Raw genomic sequence first — 16442 nt, 5'->3', positions numbered from 1 at the left:
GGGAACATATAGTGAGTAAGTTATCTTTAATTCCAGAAAAACAACAGTATTTTTATGCGCAATATCACAACATAAAACAAAACGCTGTCGAGTCGACATCAAGTATTTTGCGCTTTAGTAATCATAATTTACGTGAACATATTACCAACGAGTTATCACATGATAATGCTTCTGGTAATGGTAACCATGGTTTGATGGGTAATCCGGTATTCGAAGTACTATTCCCATGGGAAGCACAAGAAAAAACGATGTCAGAGTTTGGGGATAGTTTATTACATCCTAAAGTAGCCAATATGCTTGTAGACAGCATTCCAACACCTTACAAACATCAGGCTGAATCTTGGGAGATACTAAACCAGAAAGACAATATTAACTCTTTGATTGTCACCAGTGGCACAGGCTCAGGTAAAACTGAATGTTTTATGGTACCAATTTTAGATGATCTAGTTAAACAACAAGAGATTGAGAAAGACGGACTGACCGGTGTTCGCGCTTTGTTCTTATACCCCTTAAACGCTCTTATCAACTCACAACGTGAACGCTTAAGCGAATGGGCAGATGCTTTGGGAGCTGACACCCCTAATAATAAGATACGGTTTAGTCTATACAATGGTGACACACCAGAAAACCCTAAAAAGGGAGAAAGAAGAGATACCGCTGAAGTACTTTCAAGAAAACACTTGAGAGAAAACCCACCTCCTATTTTAGTTACTAACGCAACCATGCTGGAGTATATGCTTATTCGTCAAAAAGATGCGCCTATTATTGACCAGTCTAAAGGAAAATTACGCTGGATAGTGCTGGACGAAGCCCACAGCTATACAGGCTCTACTGCTGCAGAAATGTCTCTCTTACTACGCAGAGTCATGATTGCTTTCGATGTTAATCCTAACAAAGTTCATTTTATTGCAACTTCAGCTACCATTGGAGAGCATAAAGAAGCAAAAGATAACTTAAAAAAATTCTTAGCTTCTCTAGCCGGTGTTGATACTCAGCAGATTCATATTGTGTCTGCCAAACGCAATGTTCCTGATATTCCCTCAGTTAACAATCAACCACTCAATCAGGTTAAATCCCTAGAAAACCTTGCTCAAATTGGTGCTGAAGAGTTAGTTAGTCCTGAGCGCTTTCAAGCACTGGTCAATCATCCTTTTGCACAAAAAATAAGACAACAGTTTGTACGATCTAGTGACAATGGGGTTGTGACTAGAATTCAGAGCCTCAAAGAATTAAACGAATTTTTAAAATATGATATAAATACTCTGCTTATTAATAGTGATAAAAAAATATCCAATATAGACTATTTGCTCAACTGGCTAGATGTCTGCTCCAATACCAAGCATAAAGACAATGCTCCTGCCTTTCTTCCTCTACGCTCTCACTTCTTCCAACGCACCTTATCTGGTCTCTATGCTTGTGTAAACCCCAACTGTAGTGGCAAGCACAACACACCAATATCGGGAATAAAAGATAATGGTCAGCCCACATGGGAGTTTGGTTATGTATACACTAATCAACAAACAAGCTGCTCGCACTGTCAGTATCCAGTATTTGAGCTTAGTTATTGTGACGATTGCCAGACCCCGCACCTTCTTGTTCAAAAAGGCATGGTAACGGTAGGAGATTCTCATAAAACAAAATGGATACAGTTTAATAGGCTCAAGGATGATGACTTTACCTTGAATAGATCCTCCACTCTTGACGAGGATGAGCAAATAGATGAAAGGGCTGAAAACGAAGATAATGCCAATGACTTTCAACCCATGCTTCTACTTCCTATTTGGTCTAGTAAGCACAATCTGGTTAAGGAAGTATCCGATAATGAGCTTTCCTACCTATATCCTAGTACTCTTGATCTAGATGGAGTTGAATATACGACAAAATCTGATAATAGAGTTGAAATTATTGTAAAAAATGAAACAGCACAACTACCTCCTCTTAATTACTGCTATTTCTGCGACAATAGCAGCCCTAAAAAGCCGGTTATTAGAACCGCCCGTTTAGGTGCACCTTTTTACATGAGTGCTGCTGCCCCTATTTTGTTAGAGCACTGTCCTATTTTTGAGAAGAATACAGACAGTAAGCCTGCTCAAGGCAGAAGAATGATTACTTTCACCGATAGTAGACAAGGTACTGCTCGCATCACAATGAAACTGCGCCAGGATTCTGAACGTCGCAGTTTACGCCATATTGTATATTACAACCTCGCTCAAAGATTTGATTCTTCGCAGGGTTTAAATATTAAAGAGCTTGCTGAATTAAATAGTCTCAAATTTCAATATGAGGCACTACAAAATGACTCTAGCGCCTCACCTATGTTCAAAGATCTTTTAGAAGACAAAATTACAGATTACGAGAATAAAAGTAAGATTCAACCTCCTGCTTTAAAGTGGGAGGAAGTTATACAATCCATCGCTGATCACCCAGAGTTTAAGTTCTTATCAAAGAGCATCAGTAAAGTTGCTGATATTAATCATATCTATGATGACTTCCAAAAAGCAGAGCTTCTGCTTCTTAATGAAATTGCCTACAGACCAAAGAATGCCAATTCATTAGAGACAATGGGCCTAATCTCTTTCAACTATCCGCAGTTAGATAAAGTGAATATAGATAAATTTACAGAATGGACTAACTTAGGCTTCTCAAGCGATGACTGGAAGGACTTCCTAAATTTGATATTAACTTATTATATTAGGGAGCAACGCATCCTTGATCTTAGTGAAAATAAAATCAATTCATTAAGTACGCGATTTTTCAAAATAAAACAACTCGTTAAGCCTAATTCAGAGCTTAATCTAAACAAGAGAGACAGTAATACTACCCGTGAATGGGCGCAAATAAATACTGATGCACCTAATAACAGCATACGTGTAATACGCTTACTGGCACTTTCTGCTAATTTAGACTTAACAGAAGCTTATAATCAGGACTTAATTAATACAATTTTAATGAGAGCCTGGAAAGACCTTATTAGAGTAGGTTTACTGACTGCTAAACCTATAGATGGCGGTATACAAGTCTATCAGCTTAACTTCAATAACACCTCTTTGAGTATTCCATTAAAGGTCTGGGTCTGCCCAGTTACAAACCGTTTATTACCCAAGACATTTAAAGGGATTACACCTTATATTCCACGTCATTCAAAAATTAAAGAATTAGTAGATAAAAAAGAGAAGTACTTATGCCGACATGAAGAAATAGAAATTTTCATACCTTCTCCTGGAGAGCCTCGCTTTAAAAGAGAAGCTGAGAAGTGGCTCCAGAGCAATGAAACGATTCAAAGGCTACGTAAAGAGAATTTATGGAGTGATATCTCAAGTGATGTTATTCGAGGTGTAAATACGATAGTAACAGAAGAGCACTCTGCACAGCTTAGCTCTACTTATTTAAAAGAATACGAAAAAAGATTTAAAGAAGGTGAGATTAATATCTTAAACTGCTCTACTACAATGGAGATGGGTGTCGATATTGGCGGTATATCTAGCGTTGCAATGAGTAACGTACCCCCTCATCCTGCAAACTACCTTCAGCGAACTGGTCGAGCCGGCCGGAGTAGAGAAAGCACCGCCACAGCTTTTACACTATGTAAAGATAATCCGCACGAACAAATGGTATTTAATAACACGCTATGGGCATTTAATACTCAAATATCGCCGCCTTATATCACGCTTGAAAGTGATCGTATTGTACAGAGGCACATTAACGCTTACTTATTGGCGTCTTACTTGCCTGAACTATTAGCCGAGAATGAGTCTGCTCTCACACTTAATTCAGGTTTTTTCTTCTTCAACTGGAAAGATACAAGATTCAAAGATATTGAAGCCCTTGTAAAGTTTTCGATTAAGGCTGCTCTTGATCCAGATGCTGACAGTCATAAAATAAAAAATAATCTATTAGTTAATGAAATCAATGAATTACTTCAATTTAACTTTGAAAGTGAATCTGACTTATACAAGAACCTATACTGCAATTTATTTGAAAGCTCTCCTGCTTATATCTTTATTGAGAAGCTTCAACATCTCATCCAAATTGATAGAAAATCTGAATATAGGCAAAGCATACAGCATAAAATAGATACCATTCGTAAAGCTAGTTCATTAGAAGGTATTTCTCTAACTCAAATAATTCAGAAAAGTATTTTAGATTTGGTTAAGGCTCAGAGCTACTTAGTAAATAGAGTAGCTAGACGTATAGAGGAGTACCACACATTTAGTGATTCAAAATCAAGCTACTTATCTAAGTTAATATTTGATATACGCAGTATTGTCTGTGGTTACCTACTCTCAGATTTAGCACGCCACAATTTTTTACCCCGTTATGGTTTTCCATCAGGTTTAGTCGAATTTGATATATACAGTTTATACGCTGAAAATTCAGACAAATCTGACTCTAAGAAGAAGAACTCAGCTAACACTGTCGATGTCAGCTTATCTTCAAGGATAGACAACTTAAGTACTCATGCTAGTAAGCCTGTACGCGATATTGCTATTGCAATCAGAGAGTATGCACCAGGTAACGAAATTGCGGTAGATGGACTGGTATATCAATCCGCTGGTTTAGAGCTTAGCCGTTACTATAGTACAGGTGGTAACGACGCTCAAATCATAAATTTATTTGCTAGATGTAAAAACTGTGGTGCCATGGATGTATATCCAAGCTCTAAACATATAGCTTGTAGTAATTGTGGAACAACTATTAGAAATGGCTCACCGGAAAACCAGAACAGCCTATCTCATGAAGAAGATACCTTAAAAAAACTAAATCATGACGTCGTTACCTATGTTGAACCTATGGGATTCAGAGTGGACTATTATACCGCTCCTCACAATAGCATTGAGCACCAGTCCTTTGTGCCTGTGGAAGACCCAAAAATTCAGGCGAAAGGCAGTCTCCATCCTCTTATATCCCCCAATATTGGTTCATTCCGTACAGATGAGGATGGCCTTGTATTCCACCAAAGCAGCGGAATTTACGGTCATGGCTATTTTATATGCTTAGGGTGTGGTAGAGCAGAGTCTAGTCGTTTTGATAGATTAAAAAATTATGATAACTGGAATGACCAACGCACTAACTTCCTCAAACATTTACCAATGAAGCCTATCAGTAAAGGTCATATTTCTAAAGAAGAGTTAAAGGCTGGTGCTTGTGATCCAGAAGAAAAAGGATTTTTAGTACAAAACTTATTCATTGGTGCTCAAGATAGAACCAATGTTTTCGAAATGTATTTAAAAGATCCGAAAACCGATCAATTTCTAAATAAAGAAGAGGATAAAGTTATAATTCAGACTTTGTCAGTTGCTTTTAGAAATGCATTAGCCTCATGTCATGGTATTAATGCAGAGGAGCTTGGCTTTGGCATTAAGCAAGTTGAAGTTGATACAGAGGTTGCTTACGCCATCAGTATTTATGATAAAGCAAGTGGTGGTGCAGGATTCTCTAGCACGGCTCATCAATATTTACATAAGCTATTCGAGCATGCAGAATCAGTCTTGATCTGTGTTGATGAGTGTGACACAGCTTGTCATAGTTGCTTATTGTCTTATGACACAAGGTTTATCAGTCATAAGTTAAATCGAATCAAAGCACTAGACTATTTAAAAAGTCTAAAAAACTTACTAGAGCTTCCAGAGTATGCCAAGGCTTTACTACCTGCTGCAACTTATTGTGGACAGGATATTGATGATAGAATTGCACATTACTTTTTACGCGGATATAAACAACTGAGACTATATTTACAGGGAAATCCCAGCGACTGGAATCTATCTGAAAGTCTATTCGATAAAGTTGCTCATTGGGATTATAACGGTAATGAAGTTCTTATCGCTATTAACAGTAAGTCAATAAACAGTCTTGACGATATCTCCAAGTTACAGCTAATAGCACTAAACGCTTTCAGCAAAGTAAAACTAATGACTTATAAAAACGATGACCTATTTCTCTCTAATAACTATCTTCTACAGATGATTAATGCTGAAACATATACCGATCTAATAACATTGGCAACTACTGATAAAAACACCTATGTCCCAAATACTGATTTCTGGCAGATGGAATCTGATGTCATATTAGTAGAGTCAAAATTACCTGAATTACTTTCAACGAAGCTTCTAGATTTAGATAGACTAAAGCCAAATGAAGACAATGATACTCGGAAAATCGAGATATATAATGAGCTAAACGGTCCAATAAAAGAATTTGGGTCAAAGTTTTGGCAAGCTATGCGAGAATACAAAAATCTTGATAATCAACTTTCAAATAGAGTTGGTATTGAAAAAATTGAGTACTCTGATCGTTATCTAGTAACACCATTAACAACTTTATTAATAGGTGAGATAATATATGGGATTAAGTCTATGTATGACAAAGATAACGATTGGACTAATCCAAAAGTAATCATTAAGACTACTGAAGCTAGTAATAATAGAAATTCATTTATGATAGATCATAATTGGAAGAGCTCTAGTGATCAGGAGAAAGTTCAAAACAACTTCTTAGAAAAGCTAGGGTTGGATGCCAATGTTGGCCTATATGATAAGAAAAAACTTAATCATCGTAGACATCTGAAAGTATTCTGGGTAGACAGCTCTGTTACAGTCATTGTATTAGATCAAGGTGTTGGCTTCCTAGAAATCCCTACGTCATATAAGTTTGATTTCAATTCTAGCCCCCAAGCTCAAGCATCTAGCCTTCTTCATATTAGCCAGTTAAGTGTGCCTTTAGAGGCTGAAGAAGGTAAAATTCACTATGCTTATATTGAACATGTTCAGACTAACTAATTACTATTAATGTATCGGTACTTTATTAGAAACGCATCTTATGGGGCGTTTCTAATATATAGTTAATTTACATAAGAAATAGTACGGTGGTAATCCTCCAATAAACAACATGAGCTATGCTTGAAAAACCATAGTGTACCGCCCCACTTTATCGGAGATTGGTTTACTGCTTAAATAGGACAGTGTTGACTCTTACTTAGCTGAGACTTGTCAGCAGGATTTGAAACCTTCTTAAATATACTTATACAGTCAAACTAGACCTTTATAATGAAATCGAAAACGATCATCTTACTTTGCGTGTTGCATTGATTCATACAATTGACACTGACGCTCTTGGGACGCTTGATTCAGATGGCATAATCAGCGCTTCATTTATATCTATCGTATCGACATACGTTGCCTTGCCTGTGAGAATTGAGCGTAATACTTTATTGGCATCACTCTCAGGCAAACGTTCAATCATAGCTGCGCACTTATCAATGTCTGCCAACTGTAGTTTAATCATTATTTGGGCATCGTAATAAGATTTAGAATAACCATTACTCACCGCCAGACAACATAAAGCCACTAATGCTTCAGGGCTGGCAAAAGGTGTATTAGCCACACCAAAACTTTACAGAACTTCTAATAGGATTATTTTCTCGTTTGATCATCACATTAAACCATGCATTTTTATAGTCGACTCTTTTATCGGCCGACAACCAGATATCGCATTCAATTGCTTGCAATATCTTAGAAACAATGGTTGCCCAACGTGCTTCATTCATATCACAAAAGAAGCGCTCCTCATCTACTCTCTCCCCTTCTTCATGTTTAAATGCCAAGTACATTACTCCATCATCAGTCAAGGTTTCTAACAATGACTCTATAATGCAAGGTAGTTCGAGAAAAGGTGCGTGTAGCAATGAGGCACAAGCCCAAATGCCAGTAAACTTATTTTCCCAAGCCTGCTTTTCAATACCGCTAAAGTCTAAGTGAACCCAACTAATTCTGCTCGACATATGATGTTGCTGAGCCCACTCAATCAACTCGGCGCTGGCATCTATCGCTGTTACGTCATAACCCTGTGTAGCAAAGTAATTCGCATCCCTACTTGAGCCACAGCCGACATCTAACATACATTACGTGTCGGTTTGAGGGAGCTGATTAAGAAATAGCTCGTATAAATCCTGCATATCTATGTTTGCCGTTTGCATGGCACATTCAATGGCATTTTCATCATAATAATTAAGAGTGCTTTTGGAGGCTTGTTTGGTCATAAAGTGGCATATCTATTTATCGGCTCGAAGCTGTGGCAGTGCATCAGGATTAATTGGCCGCAACTTTATACTTGGTTCTGGTGACCAGACTAGATCCTCATGTTCCACTGCTATTTGATAAGCCCACTGGCTGATTGTTTCAGAGCGAAGTTGATTGGCCATAAAACCAATAGTTTTCGCTTCCTGCTCAATCATATGGCCGTGTTGTTGATTGCGTTCTAGCCACTTTTCATAAAATAGCTCTTCAGCCAGATAATCACGCTTACTATTATTGCAGCTATGATCCGTAAGTACGAAGTTATGAGTCGTATCAATTGGATATTTCGACCAAGGAATAAAGTGATCAACTTCGATATTGTTTCTCAAGGGTTTATGACAATAGAAGCACTGCCCCTGCTGAGTATCAATCAGTATAGGTATTAATACTTTTAGATTTTGGCGCGATTGATTGAACAAGAACTGCTGCAAATCAATATCATCACTAAAATGTATTTGGTTACGACTGTTCTTACGTACGAACTCTGTCCAGTATTGCTGGCATAGCTTGTTAATTATTTTACTAAAGCGTGTAAAACAGTATGCAATACCAGGCTTTAAAGTTATTACCTTTGATTTTGAGTCATAAACATATAAGAACTCACGACTAACTTTGTCCTCCGCACTTTGCAGATATCTGGCAGGGTACTTTTTGATAGTTGAAGCGATATCTTTTATAGTCGATTGCCATAGTTTGATATTTTGTGTGCGAGCCATAGTTAGGCTGGTTGTATTAGTTTTATGCTGCAAATCCAGGATGCTATTAATAACACTAGCCTGCCCTGTTGTACTGCTTTGTCTGAGTACAGAATCACTACTTTGATCCGAGTATGGTAATGCTTGTGTCCAGTAAAGCTGTATAAACTGATCTGCTAACTGCTCATAAGAAATACTGTGCTCACTGTCATCATTAATTCCAGACTCTATAGACAGATTAACCATTGCCATTAATAAGGCAAATTTATAGGTCGAGGTATAGGAGCTAGATTCAAGCAGCCACTGAATACGTCTTAAAAAGTTGAGCTGGAATTCTGCCGTAGGCACTATAACAATCCTCTAAGAGCACAGTAACTCACTCCAATAGAATTGGTAACTGTGCTGTAAAATATCTCTATATCAAATTGATGGAACCTTATCAAACAATAGTTTTTGGAGATGTCTGTCCTAAACTATTCTTCTTATACATAACAGCGCTTATAGTAATATTTAATTAGCTCAGTTGGTAGAGCTTATACCTTGCACACAGCATGTTGGTGGTTCGAAGTCAGTCATCATTTATTATTCTTTTAGCAGCGTGGGAAAAGATGCTAAAAACGACTTAAGCAGATTTATGAAGGAAATCAGTATGAACTACAATTTCAAACTTGAGATAAAGACGGGAACCTTTCTATCCATTTACCCGTGATTACTTTATCAGTTTCAATACAAAATGGTATGGCCCATAGTCTCAACTCTTCTGCTAAATAAAAGCATTCCAAAGGTGTTTCGAACTGATGATGCTTAGGATAAATAAGCATCATGTCCCCATACCCGTTCAAATATTTATGACCATAAGCAAATAACTGATAAATATCCGACTGACTGATATTGAAATTGTTATCACTGTCATTGAAGCTTATTAACTTCCATTTGGTATCGAGTACATGGTAATTTTCCGTTTCTTTACTGATTACTAGATCAGGCCTTAATTGAAAGCGCGATTTTAAATTTTCTTGGTCATTCACCATATGCTTATCAGAAGCTTGTGTTGTTAGTTGCCAGGATGCTTTGATATCTCGTCGTAGGCAGCTTGCTACATACTTCTCGAACAAAATTTCCATTGGGAATAACAATGCAATACCGCGGTGCTCTCCCTTTTGAAAGTTTGGATTAAGCTTTTCAAGTATTAGTTGGCACCATGGCTTTATCGCTCGGTAGGATTGCAATATTTTGATGTCTGACCACTTATGCATTGAGTTTAGAGGCTCTCTAAGACTCGTTATAGGGTCTAAGATGTGTGAGAGCTCATTAGCCAGTCGCCAGTTCTCAGAACTCCTACAATGCTGCTGTACGTAATCCAATGCTGTTTTGATTAGTTGGTTCTCAAGTCGATTTGGATGATAGACATCATGACGAATATGAAAAAGATGAGCTCGGCCAACCGTTTGCCTTTGTTGAACTGTAATATCAAGCTGGCCACGAATAAAGCTACTTTCTTCTTCAATTCTTTGATAGTCAAATCTGAGCCCAGACGCTACCAGCTCCTTTAGCAAATATAAAAACTGGTAGTATATCCACTCATGAATAGGTAAGTTCATTCGATTGAGACTGGCAGATTGAGCCTCTTTATAGGATAGGTTTAATACGGAGCTTAGCATTTTGCATAAGACCTCTCTGCTCTTATCTGGCTCCTGTAAACCTAATCCTGTCTTTGGTAGTATCTCAATACCTTCGCCGCACGGACTTTCTAAATAACCTACATAAGACTGCAGCTGCAAGTATTGTGGACGCTTATAAGTAATAAACCGTCCATAGCTCTCTTTTTCACTTAATTTCACTAACCAATCAAAAGTTTCTTGCTTGATAATAGCTAAATCTAAGCTAGATGATGCTGTCTGATCGGTAGTCAGCTGAGCATACTCTCTGACTTGAATCATGCTTGGCCATCCGAAGATTTAGACTTAGGCTGGATTAATATCTTCTTATAGGATTCGGGGTTGTTAAAAGCAGTCTCATTGATATGATAGCGACGATCATTTAAACCGTTGATACTACTATCAAACAATTCGCTAATTGCTGGAGATATATTCCCAGTTTGAATAAACTGTTCTGAGGTCTGTTTGCTAGGATCATTCAATACCCAGCCAATACGCTCCCAATCTGAAAAGAAGTATTCTTGCAGTAACGGGATAATCCGTCTCTTAAAAACATTACCTAATTCAATTTCCTGTTCTTCGTCTGAATCCAAGTCTTTTAACGACCAGAAGTAGGAGTGACCTATAGTGTGTTCGCGATCTAACAGCACTTCAATACGCTGGTTTATTACTGTTAATATTTCAGATACAGCAATGCCATGAACTTCTATCTCGTCTAAAAGTGCAGGCTTAGGTAATAGCTCAATAAAATCAAAACGGCGGCGTAATGCTAAATCTAGCTGTGCAAGAGATTTATCAGCGGTATTCATAGTGCCTAGTATGTAGAGATTTGAGGGTACTGAGAACGGTAGTTTTGAATAAGGCAGTATAACTTCACGCGCATCTGTACCGCCTTTACGCTTATCAGGCTCAAGTAAGGTAATTAACTCACCAAAGATACGAGATATGTTTCCGCGGTTAATTTCATCAATAATCAGTAAATGCGGTAACTCTCTAGAATTGCTAGTAGGTTCTGGAGTGAGCAATTGTTTTAATTTTTCTCGATTAATAGTTGTATTACGTAACTGGTAAATAGTCATTTGAGACAATGATTTATCAAATAAACGTTCTTTTGGTAGACTCGGGCTATAAATACGCAGCCATTTAACTTTTCTTAATTGCTGAAATCCATAACGTCCTTTTGTATCTAAAAATTCATAGTCGCCTGTAATCTCGGCAATAGCACGGAACTTATGGTTGCCATCAGATATGATTACTAGATCGCCAATACTAACTACATTTTTGAAAGTATTAACAGCTGTAGCTTTATAATTATTAGGATCTTCAGCTAAGGAGATGTTATGTGACTGCTCTATCTTTAGAACTACTTCTCTACGATTATTGCAGTTCGAAAAGTCAATGTCATCACCCCAGCCCAAAAGGACATAGTTGTTATCAATACATTCATTAAATATCTCATTTTCATCGGAGATATTAGTATTTCCTAAAGAGAGCTTCCATATACTTTTACCCTCAATATTGACTGTTTGCGTAGAGCCTGTCTGCTCTGTTGTTCTAGCATTAGTACATAATTGCTTGAAAATACCATCAACCACTTCGTAGCTAATATTTGAACTTCCATCGATTCCTTCTACAAATATAGGTCTAATACCTTCAACGAAGTCTTCATAAGCAAAGCTTTGATGAAAGGTTGTAAAAGCAATACGACCTTTATCTATTAATTCATCGTACTTGGCTTTTATAAGCTCTCTTCTCTCTAGCTCATCTAGATATTCATTATTCAACTCATAATACCAATAGGGAACAACGCACTTTACAGCAAGTTCTGTAGTATGGTAGGTCTTCCCTGTCCCTGGAGGACCGTATAGTACACGGTTCAAGCTTGGACTCACTATCGCGCTTTCATCAAAGTCATCACTATCTATCATGCTATCGATCCCATTATCAAAGTTTCCTTTAGATGCTTCATCATAAATTTGCCAAAAAGATTTATCAGAAATTTCTTTCACTTCATCTAGCGTACGTTTATAGTCTGCCCAATTAAATTTAGGCTCTTTGATATTATGCTCTATCAACCATCTTCTCATGTAACTATCTATAGGAAGATAATTACCAGGACAAACAAGGTATAAGCAAAGTGTGATTAAAACAAATCCTGTATCAGGTATAGATAAAGCTTGTCTAAAGGTTTCATGTTGTATATTTGACACTCTAGCTTGATGAAATAGCTTCCATAAAATATTTCCTATCTCAGCTGTACGAAGTTGAGGATTTTCTGGGAAAACGTACTTTTTACTATCTCTAAAATCTGGAATACCATCAAAATCTGCAGGAGTAATAGCGTCTGAACGCATTATATGAAAAAGATCAACTAACAGATTATATTTCGATTGACTTCTTGTGATTAACAAAAAAAACGTAAAGGGATCCATCATATTTACTGCTTGGGCTCCGCTCTCGTTCGTAAACTTTCTTGAAATACCAATTTGGTTTCTTCTAAGTATATCTAATAACCTTTTCTGGTTATTCTCGTAGTCAACTATCCAATCAGCAATGGCTTCAAATGCAGGAATCCACGTGTATTGTTCACTGCTGTCTCTTGTATTCATAAAGTACTTATCCGTATTAAAGATTTGTCTACGATTTAAAAATAAAAATTTTTACGGCACTAACCCAGTGGAGATTGAAGCTACTATTTGTCAATATTGTTAAGCCACTAAGGGCATACACACAATAGGAGCGTCACCATGAGTAATTCTAATAAAGCAAAGCCAACTTCGAACCAAGGCAACGGCGGAAACTGGCCAACTAAAAATGGTTCAAGCAATTCGTCAGGATCAAATCGCGGAAATGCTAAACCCAAATAAAATTAATCATATCAATACGAGGAAGGTAGGTGTAGGTTTTCCTACATCTACTTGGAATAATATGAGATATTCAAGTAATAAGGATTTTAACAAACGAGTTCGAAATTTAATTAAGCAAGGATGGGAGTTTCAGCGCCGTCGTAAACATTGCCAATTGGTAGCGCCTAATAAAAAAAGCATGACTTTTTCGAACTCTCCAAGTGATTATCGAGCTTATCAAAATTTCTTAAATGACATTAAAAATATACAAAGAGGATATTTCGAATGACTAATGAATATTACCCTTCGACTCCTTACTTTCTACCTGCGGAGATAGTAAGAGCGATTGCTAGAGCGATTGACAGTAAAAATGATAACGCCTCATTGGACATTAAATGTAAAGATTTATATTTAAGTAGAAGTGAGCTTGATGCACTTATCGAGGAACATATTTATAAACCAATTGCGAAACTCAAACTTAAAAAGTCAATTGAAAATGAAATAAAAGCTTTAGTAGCTCAAGTGTTCGATAACTACTTGCAAGTTGTTGCAAACTATAGCTTAGGAGAATGGACTAGAGATGATACAGGAGCTTGGATTATTGAGGTATTCTTCTGCCCGTCTATGATGAAAGCCATTCATTTGTTGGGTAAGAGAACAAAGCCGTTTCAAAAATCAGATTATCTGGAGCTAATAGTAGCTGAGTCGTCAGGTATAGACATTGCTTTAAATATTATAGAGAAAAAAGTCGAAGGCTGGCAGGAATTCTATAGAAAACTGGCTAAAACTGAAAAAGATAAAATAACCTCGTGGCGTCGTGGTGAAAGCCTACCTAGTTTCTATAGTCTTTATAACCTTTGTAATTCTTATAATAAAGATACTTCCAAAAACATACATTTATTCCTAATAGCGGCCAGAGCGATTGACTACTTTAAGATAACGTATGGATCTAACGCATTAATGCAATATGTCAATAAACCTGAGTTATTAGAAGATTTCATTGACTACTTTAAGTATAAAATTTGCGACCTACTGGATAGAAATTCGCAATATGCCGCTTATTCAAATCAAACTGAAAAACCAGTACCTCAAATGTCTAGTATAATCTCAATGTATTTAGTCACGATTTTGAGAGAGTTTGCAGATGGTAATTTAAAGCAATCTAAAGAAACCTTCGTTAAAGCATTTGATTTAAGCTTATACCGGTCTGGTCATATGTGTAAAAAGGTTATTGAGGTTGGTTTAGTTATCGCCAGCTGGCAAGAGACACCTGATATGAACTTAATATCAAAGCTAAAAAGTGTCCAAAATCTATATGGCTACACTCTACCTACAATAGTGACTGAGGATGCCAAACGGAAGAAGGAAAACCTAGTTGAAGACTGGGAGATCAATATGTGGCGAAGTAATGCTCAAAGAGTATTCAATGACTTTAAAGTTGAACTACCCGAAAAATATACTGTGTATTCATCGGTTCTACCTGTATATTTAGGTGCAAAAGAGCTAGAGCTTGATCTTAAAAAACCCAATAAGAAAGTAAAGCTAAATGACAATAGCAAGCTCCATAGAGATAAGAATAAGAAGAAGCAAGTAACGACACAGCTCATCTGGAATACGTTGCTTGAAGACCTAGATGCTGTTCATAAACTCTTGCAAGCTGGTGCTGACATCAATATTCTCTCTGATAACAATGAATCAGCTTTATTAATTGCTTTGCAATATATGAATTTAACTGAGCTTCATGAACCAGACGATAGCTTTTATCAAGCACTTAAAGATTTGAGCTATACACCAAAAACGATTAATGCAATGACCTCCAAAAAGCATCTTTTACCATTATTAAGTGCAGTGCAAACAGGACGACTTGAGATCGTTGAACATATTGTAAACTTAGGGGCAGATGTCAATCAAAAAGGTGGTGGCAGCCATCTAGACGCCCTAACCATGTGTATATCTCTAATTGGAACAATTAAGAACTCAAAACTACCACTTAATCAGTTTAACATGATAGCTAAGATGGCTAAAGACCCAAAAGTAGTAATAGAAAGAATGAGCGACTTTGAATTTTCTACCTTCATCAGAGATACACAAGGTAATTTTGGTGTTAATAGACAGCAAGTGAAACGCTATCTTGCCCAAAGCAGGGAAAGTTCGGATGCAATGGCTATTCTTAAAGATGTATCTAAATTTTTCCAAGAGAAAATTCAAGCAAACTACGAGTTATTCAATTTGAGCGAAATGCTAAAAATAGCAAAGCTACTAATTGATCGAGGTGCAAATCCTAGCGCTAGATATGACTGGCATGGCATCGACGGGTATACTCCATTCTTACTAGCTTGTGAGATTAATGAAGCTGAACTGGTTTCTTATATGCTGGACAACGCTACTGTGTACTCAAAATATGACATTATTAATACGGCATATAGAGATCGTAGAGATGGTCAAGCAGTTGGATATGAGAGAGTTTGTAAGTATTTTAAAGCTGACGATGTATTGGAGGTTATAGATAGACATTTTACTTTAGAGAGTAGTGATAAAGTAAATTAACTTCATTAGTGTAACCTTTTAATATAACCTGATAGCTATAGGAAAGTATTATTGCTTTCAGGTTATATTAGATCAAATATACGCATACCAATTTATGGCGCACATTCAATAACCGTAGTATTCCCGTCGTTATATATTCTGAGCTTAGGCTCCATCATCTTAGTTGCATAATCGTAGACTATAAACTCAGGTTGAAATCTATCTACAGCTTGGCCAATATATACACACGCTGCATTGGAAGCACAGACTAATAAGTGCACTTTTTCTATGCAGTGAACTTCCTTTAAATCCGTGAATATTTTTTTAAGTTCATTAGCTAATTTTTCACTCTCAAGTGGATGTGCTATGGCACCATTACCGTATCCATAACTTTCAGAAGGATATATATTGATTACTGCAAGCTTGTCTTGGGCTTGTTGATTAATATGCTCAATTGTTGCATCAATCATTGCAGCAGGAGCAGTTAGTTTGACGCTAATGATAATCTCTGATTGCTCTGGGTCAATCTTCGGCTCATCTATAATAAGTGCTTTGATTTTTACCTAGATGCTGTTATTAATATTGGGGTTGATTAAGAATATGATAATACTTGCAAGTGCTCGCCCACTATGACTCTGGCTAAGA

At 37.0% G+C, this 16442-nt stretch carries 10 protein-coding genes; 3 read left to right on the top strand and 7 right to left on the bottom strand.

The annotated features are described in order from the left end of the window. The first annotated feature begins 11 nt into the window (after nt 1–11). The gene (locus tag JMX83_RS08750; RefSeq protein WP_201600736.1) at nt 12–6776 is read left to right on the top strand and encodes a DEAD/DEAH box helicase; all 6765 of its coding nucleotides are present in this window, start codon (nt 12–14) and stop codon (nt 6774–6776) included. 310 nt (nt 6777–7086) lie between these two features. Here the strand turns inward: JMX83_RS08750 and JMX83_RS08745 are convergent, their stop codons facing one another. The 6 genes from JMX83_RS08745 to JMX83_RS08720 form a co-directional block, all read right to left on the bottom strand. Continuing rightward, a complete protein-coding gene (locus JMX83_RS08745; RefSeq protein WP_201600733.1) occupies nt 7087–7380 on the bottom strand; it encodes a hypothetical protein in 294 nt (97 codons plus the stop codon). Continuing rightward, entirely contained in the window at nt 7373–7894 is a 522-nt protein-coding gene (locus JMX83_RS08740; protein WP_201600731.1) for a class I SAM-dependent methyltransferase, read from the bottom strand. Before JMX83_RS08740 ends, JMX83_RS08745 begins: the two co-directional genes overlap by 8 nt. A 3-nt stretch (nt 7895–7897) precedes the next feature. Continuing rightward, nucleotides 7898–8035, bottom strand: coding sequence for a hypothetical protein (locus JMX83_RS08735; protein ID WP_201600729.1), 138 nt, complete (start codon nt 8033–8035; stop codon nt 7898–7900). 12 nt (nt 8036–8047) lie between these two features. After that, on the bottom strand, nt 8048–9115 hold the full coding sequence (locus tag JMX83_RS08730) for an HNH endonuclease (RefSeq protein ID WP_201600727.1): 1068 nt from the start codon (nt 9113–9115) through the stop codon (nt 8048–8050). 314 nt (nt 9116–9429) lie between these two features. Next, nucleotides 9430–10707 (bottom strand): McrC family protein, encoded by a 1278-nt coding sequence (locus tag JMX83_RS08725; protein WP_201600725.1) that lies wholly within the window; start codon nt 10705–10707, stop codon nt 9430–9432. Next, nucleotides 10704–13034 (bottom strand): AAA family ATPase, encoded by a 2331-nt coding sequence (locus tag JMX83_RS08720; RefSeq protein WP_227675795.1) that lies wholly within the window; start codon nt 13032–13034, stop codon nt 10704–10706. The genes JMX83_RS08725 and JMX83_RS08720 overlap by 4 nt, the downstream gene beginning before the upstream one ends. 205 nt (nt 13035–13239) lie before the next feature. On the opposite strand from JMX83_RS08720, the gene JMX83_RS08715 reads away from it, so the two are divergent. After that, nucleotides 13240–13560 (top strand): hypothetical protein, encoded by a 321-nt coding sequence (locus tag JMX83_RS08715; protein ID WP_201600723.1) that lies wholly within the window; start codon nt 13240–13242, stop codon nt 13558–13560. Beyond that, entirely contained in the window at nt 13557–15818 is a 2262-nt protein-coding gene (locus JMX83_RS08710; RefSeq protein WP_201600721.1) for an ankyrin repeat domain-containing protein, read from the top strand. The genes JMX83_RS08715 and JMX83_RS08710 overlap by 4 nt, the downstream gene beginning before the upstream one ends. Nucleotides 15819–15910: 92 nt before the next feature. On the opposite strand, the gene JMX83_RS08705 is transcribed toward JMX83_RS08710, so the two are convergent. Then, nucleotides 15911–16339, bottom strand: coding sequence for an SAVED domain-containing protein (locus JMX83_RS08705; RefSeq protein ID WP_265089518.1), 429 nt, complete (start codon nt 16337–16339; stop codon nt 15911–15913). Between the last annotated feature and the right edge of the window lie 103 nt (nt 16340–16442).

Source organism: Psychrobacter piscatorii, from assembly GCF_904846415.1.
Classification (GTDB): Bacteria; Pseudomonadota; Gammaproteobacteria; order Pseudomonadales; family Moraxellaceae; genus Psychrobacter; species Psychrobacter piscatorii.
Note: the sequence above shows the minus strand (reverse complement) of the source record. Positions and strands in the feature narration are given on the sequence as shown.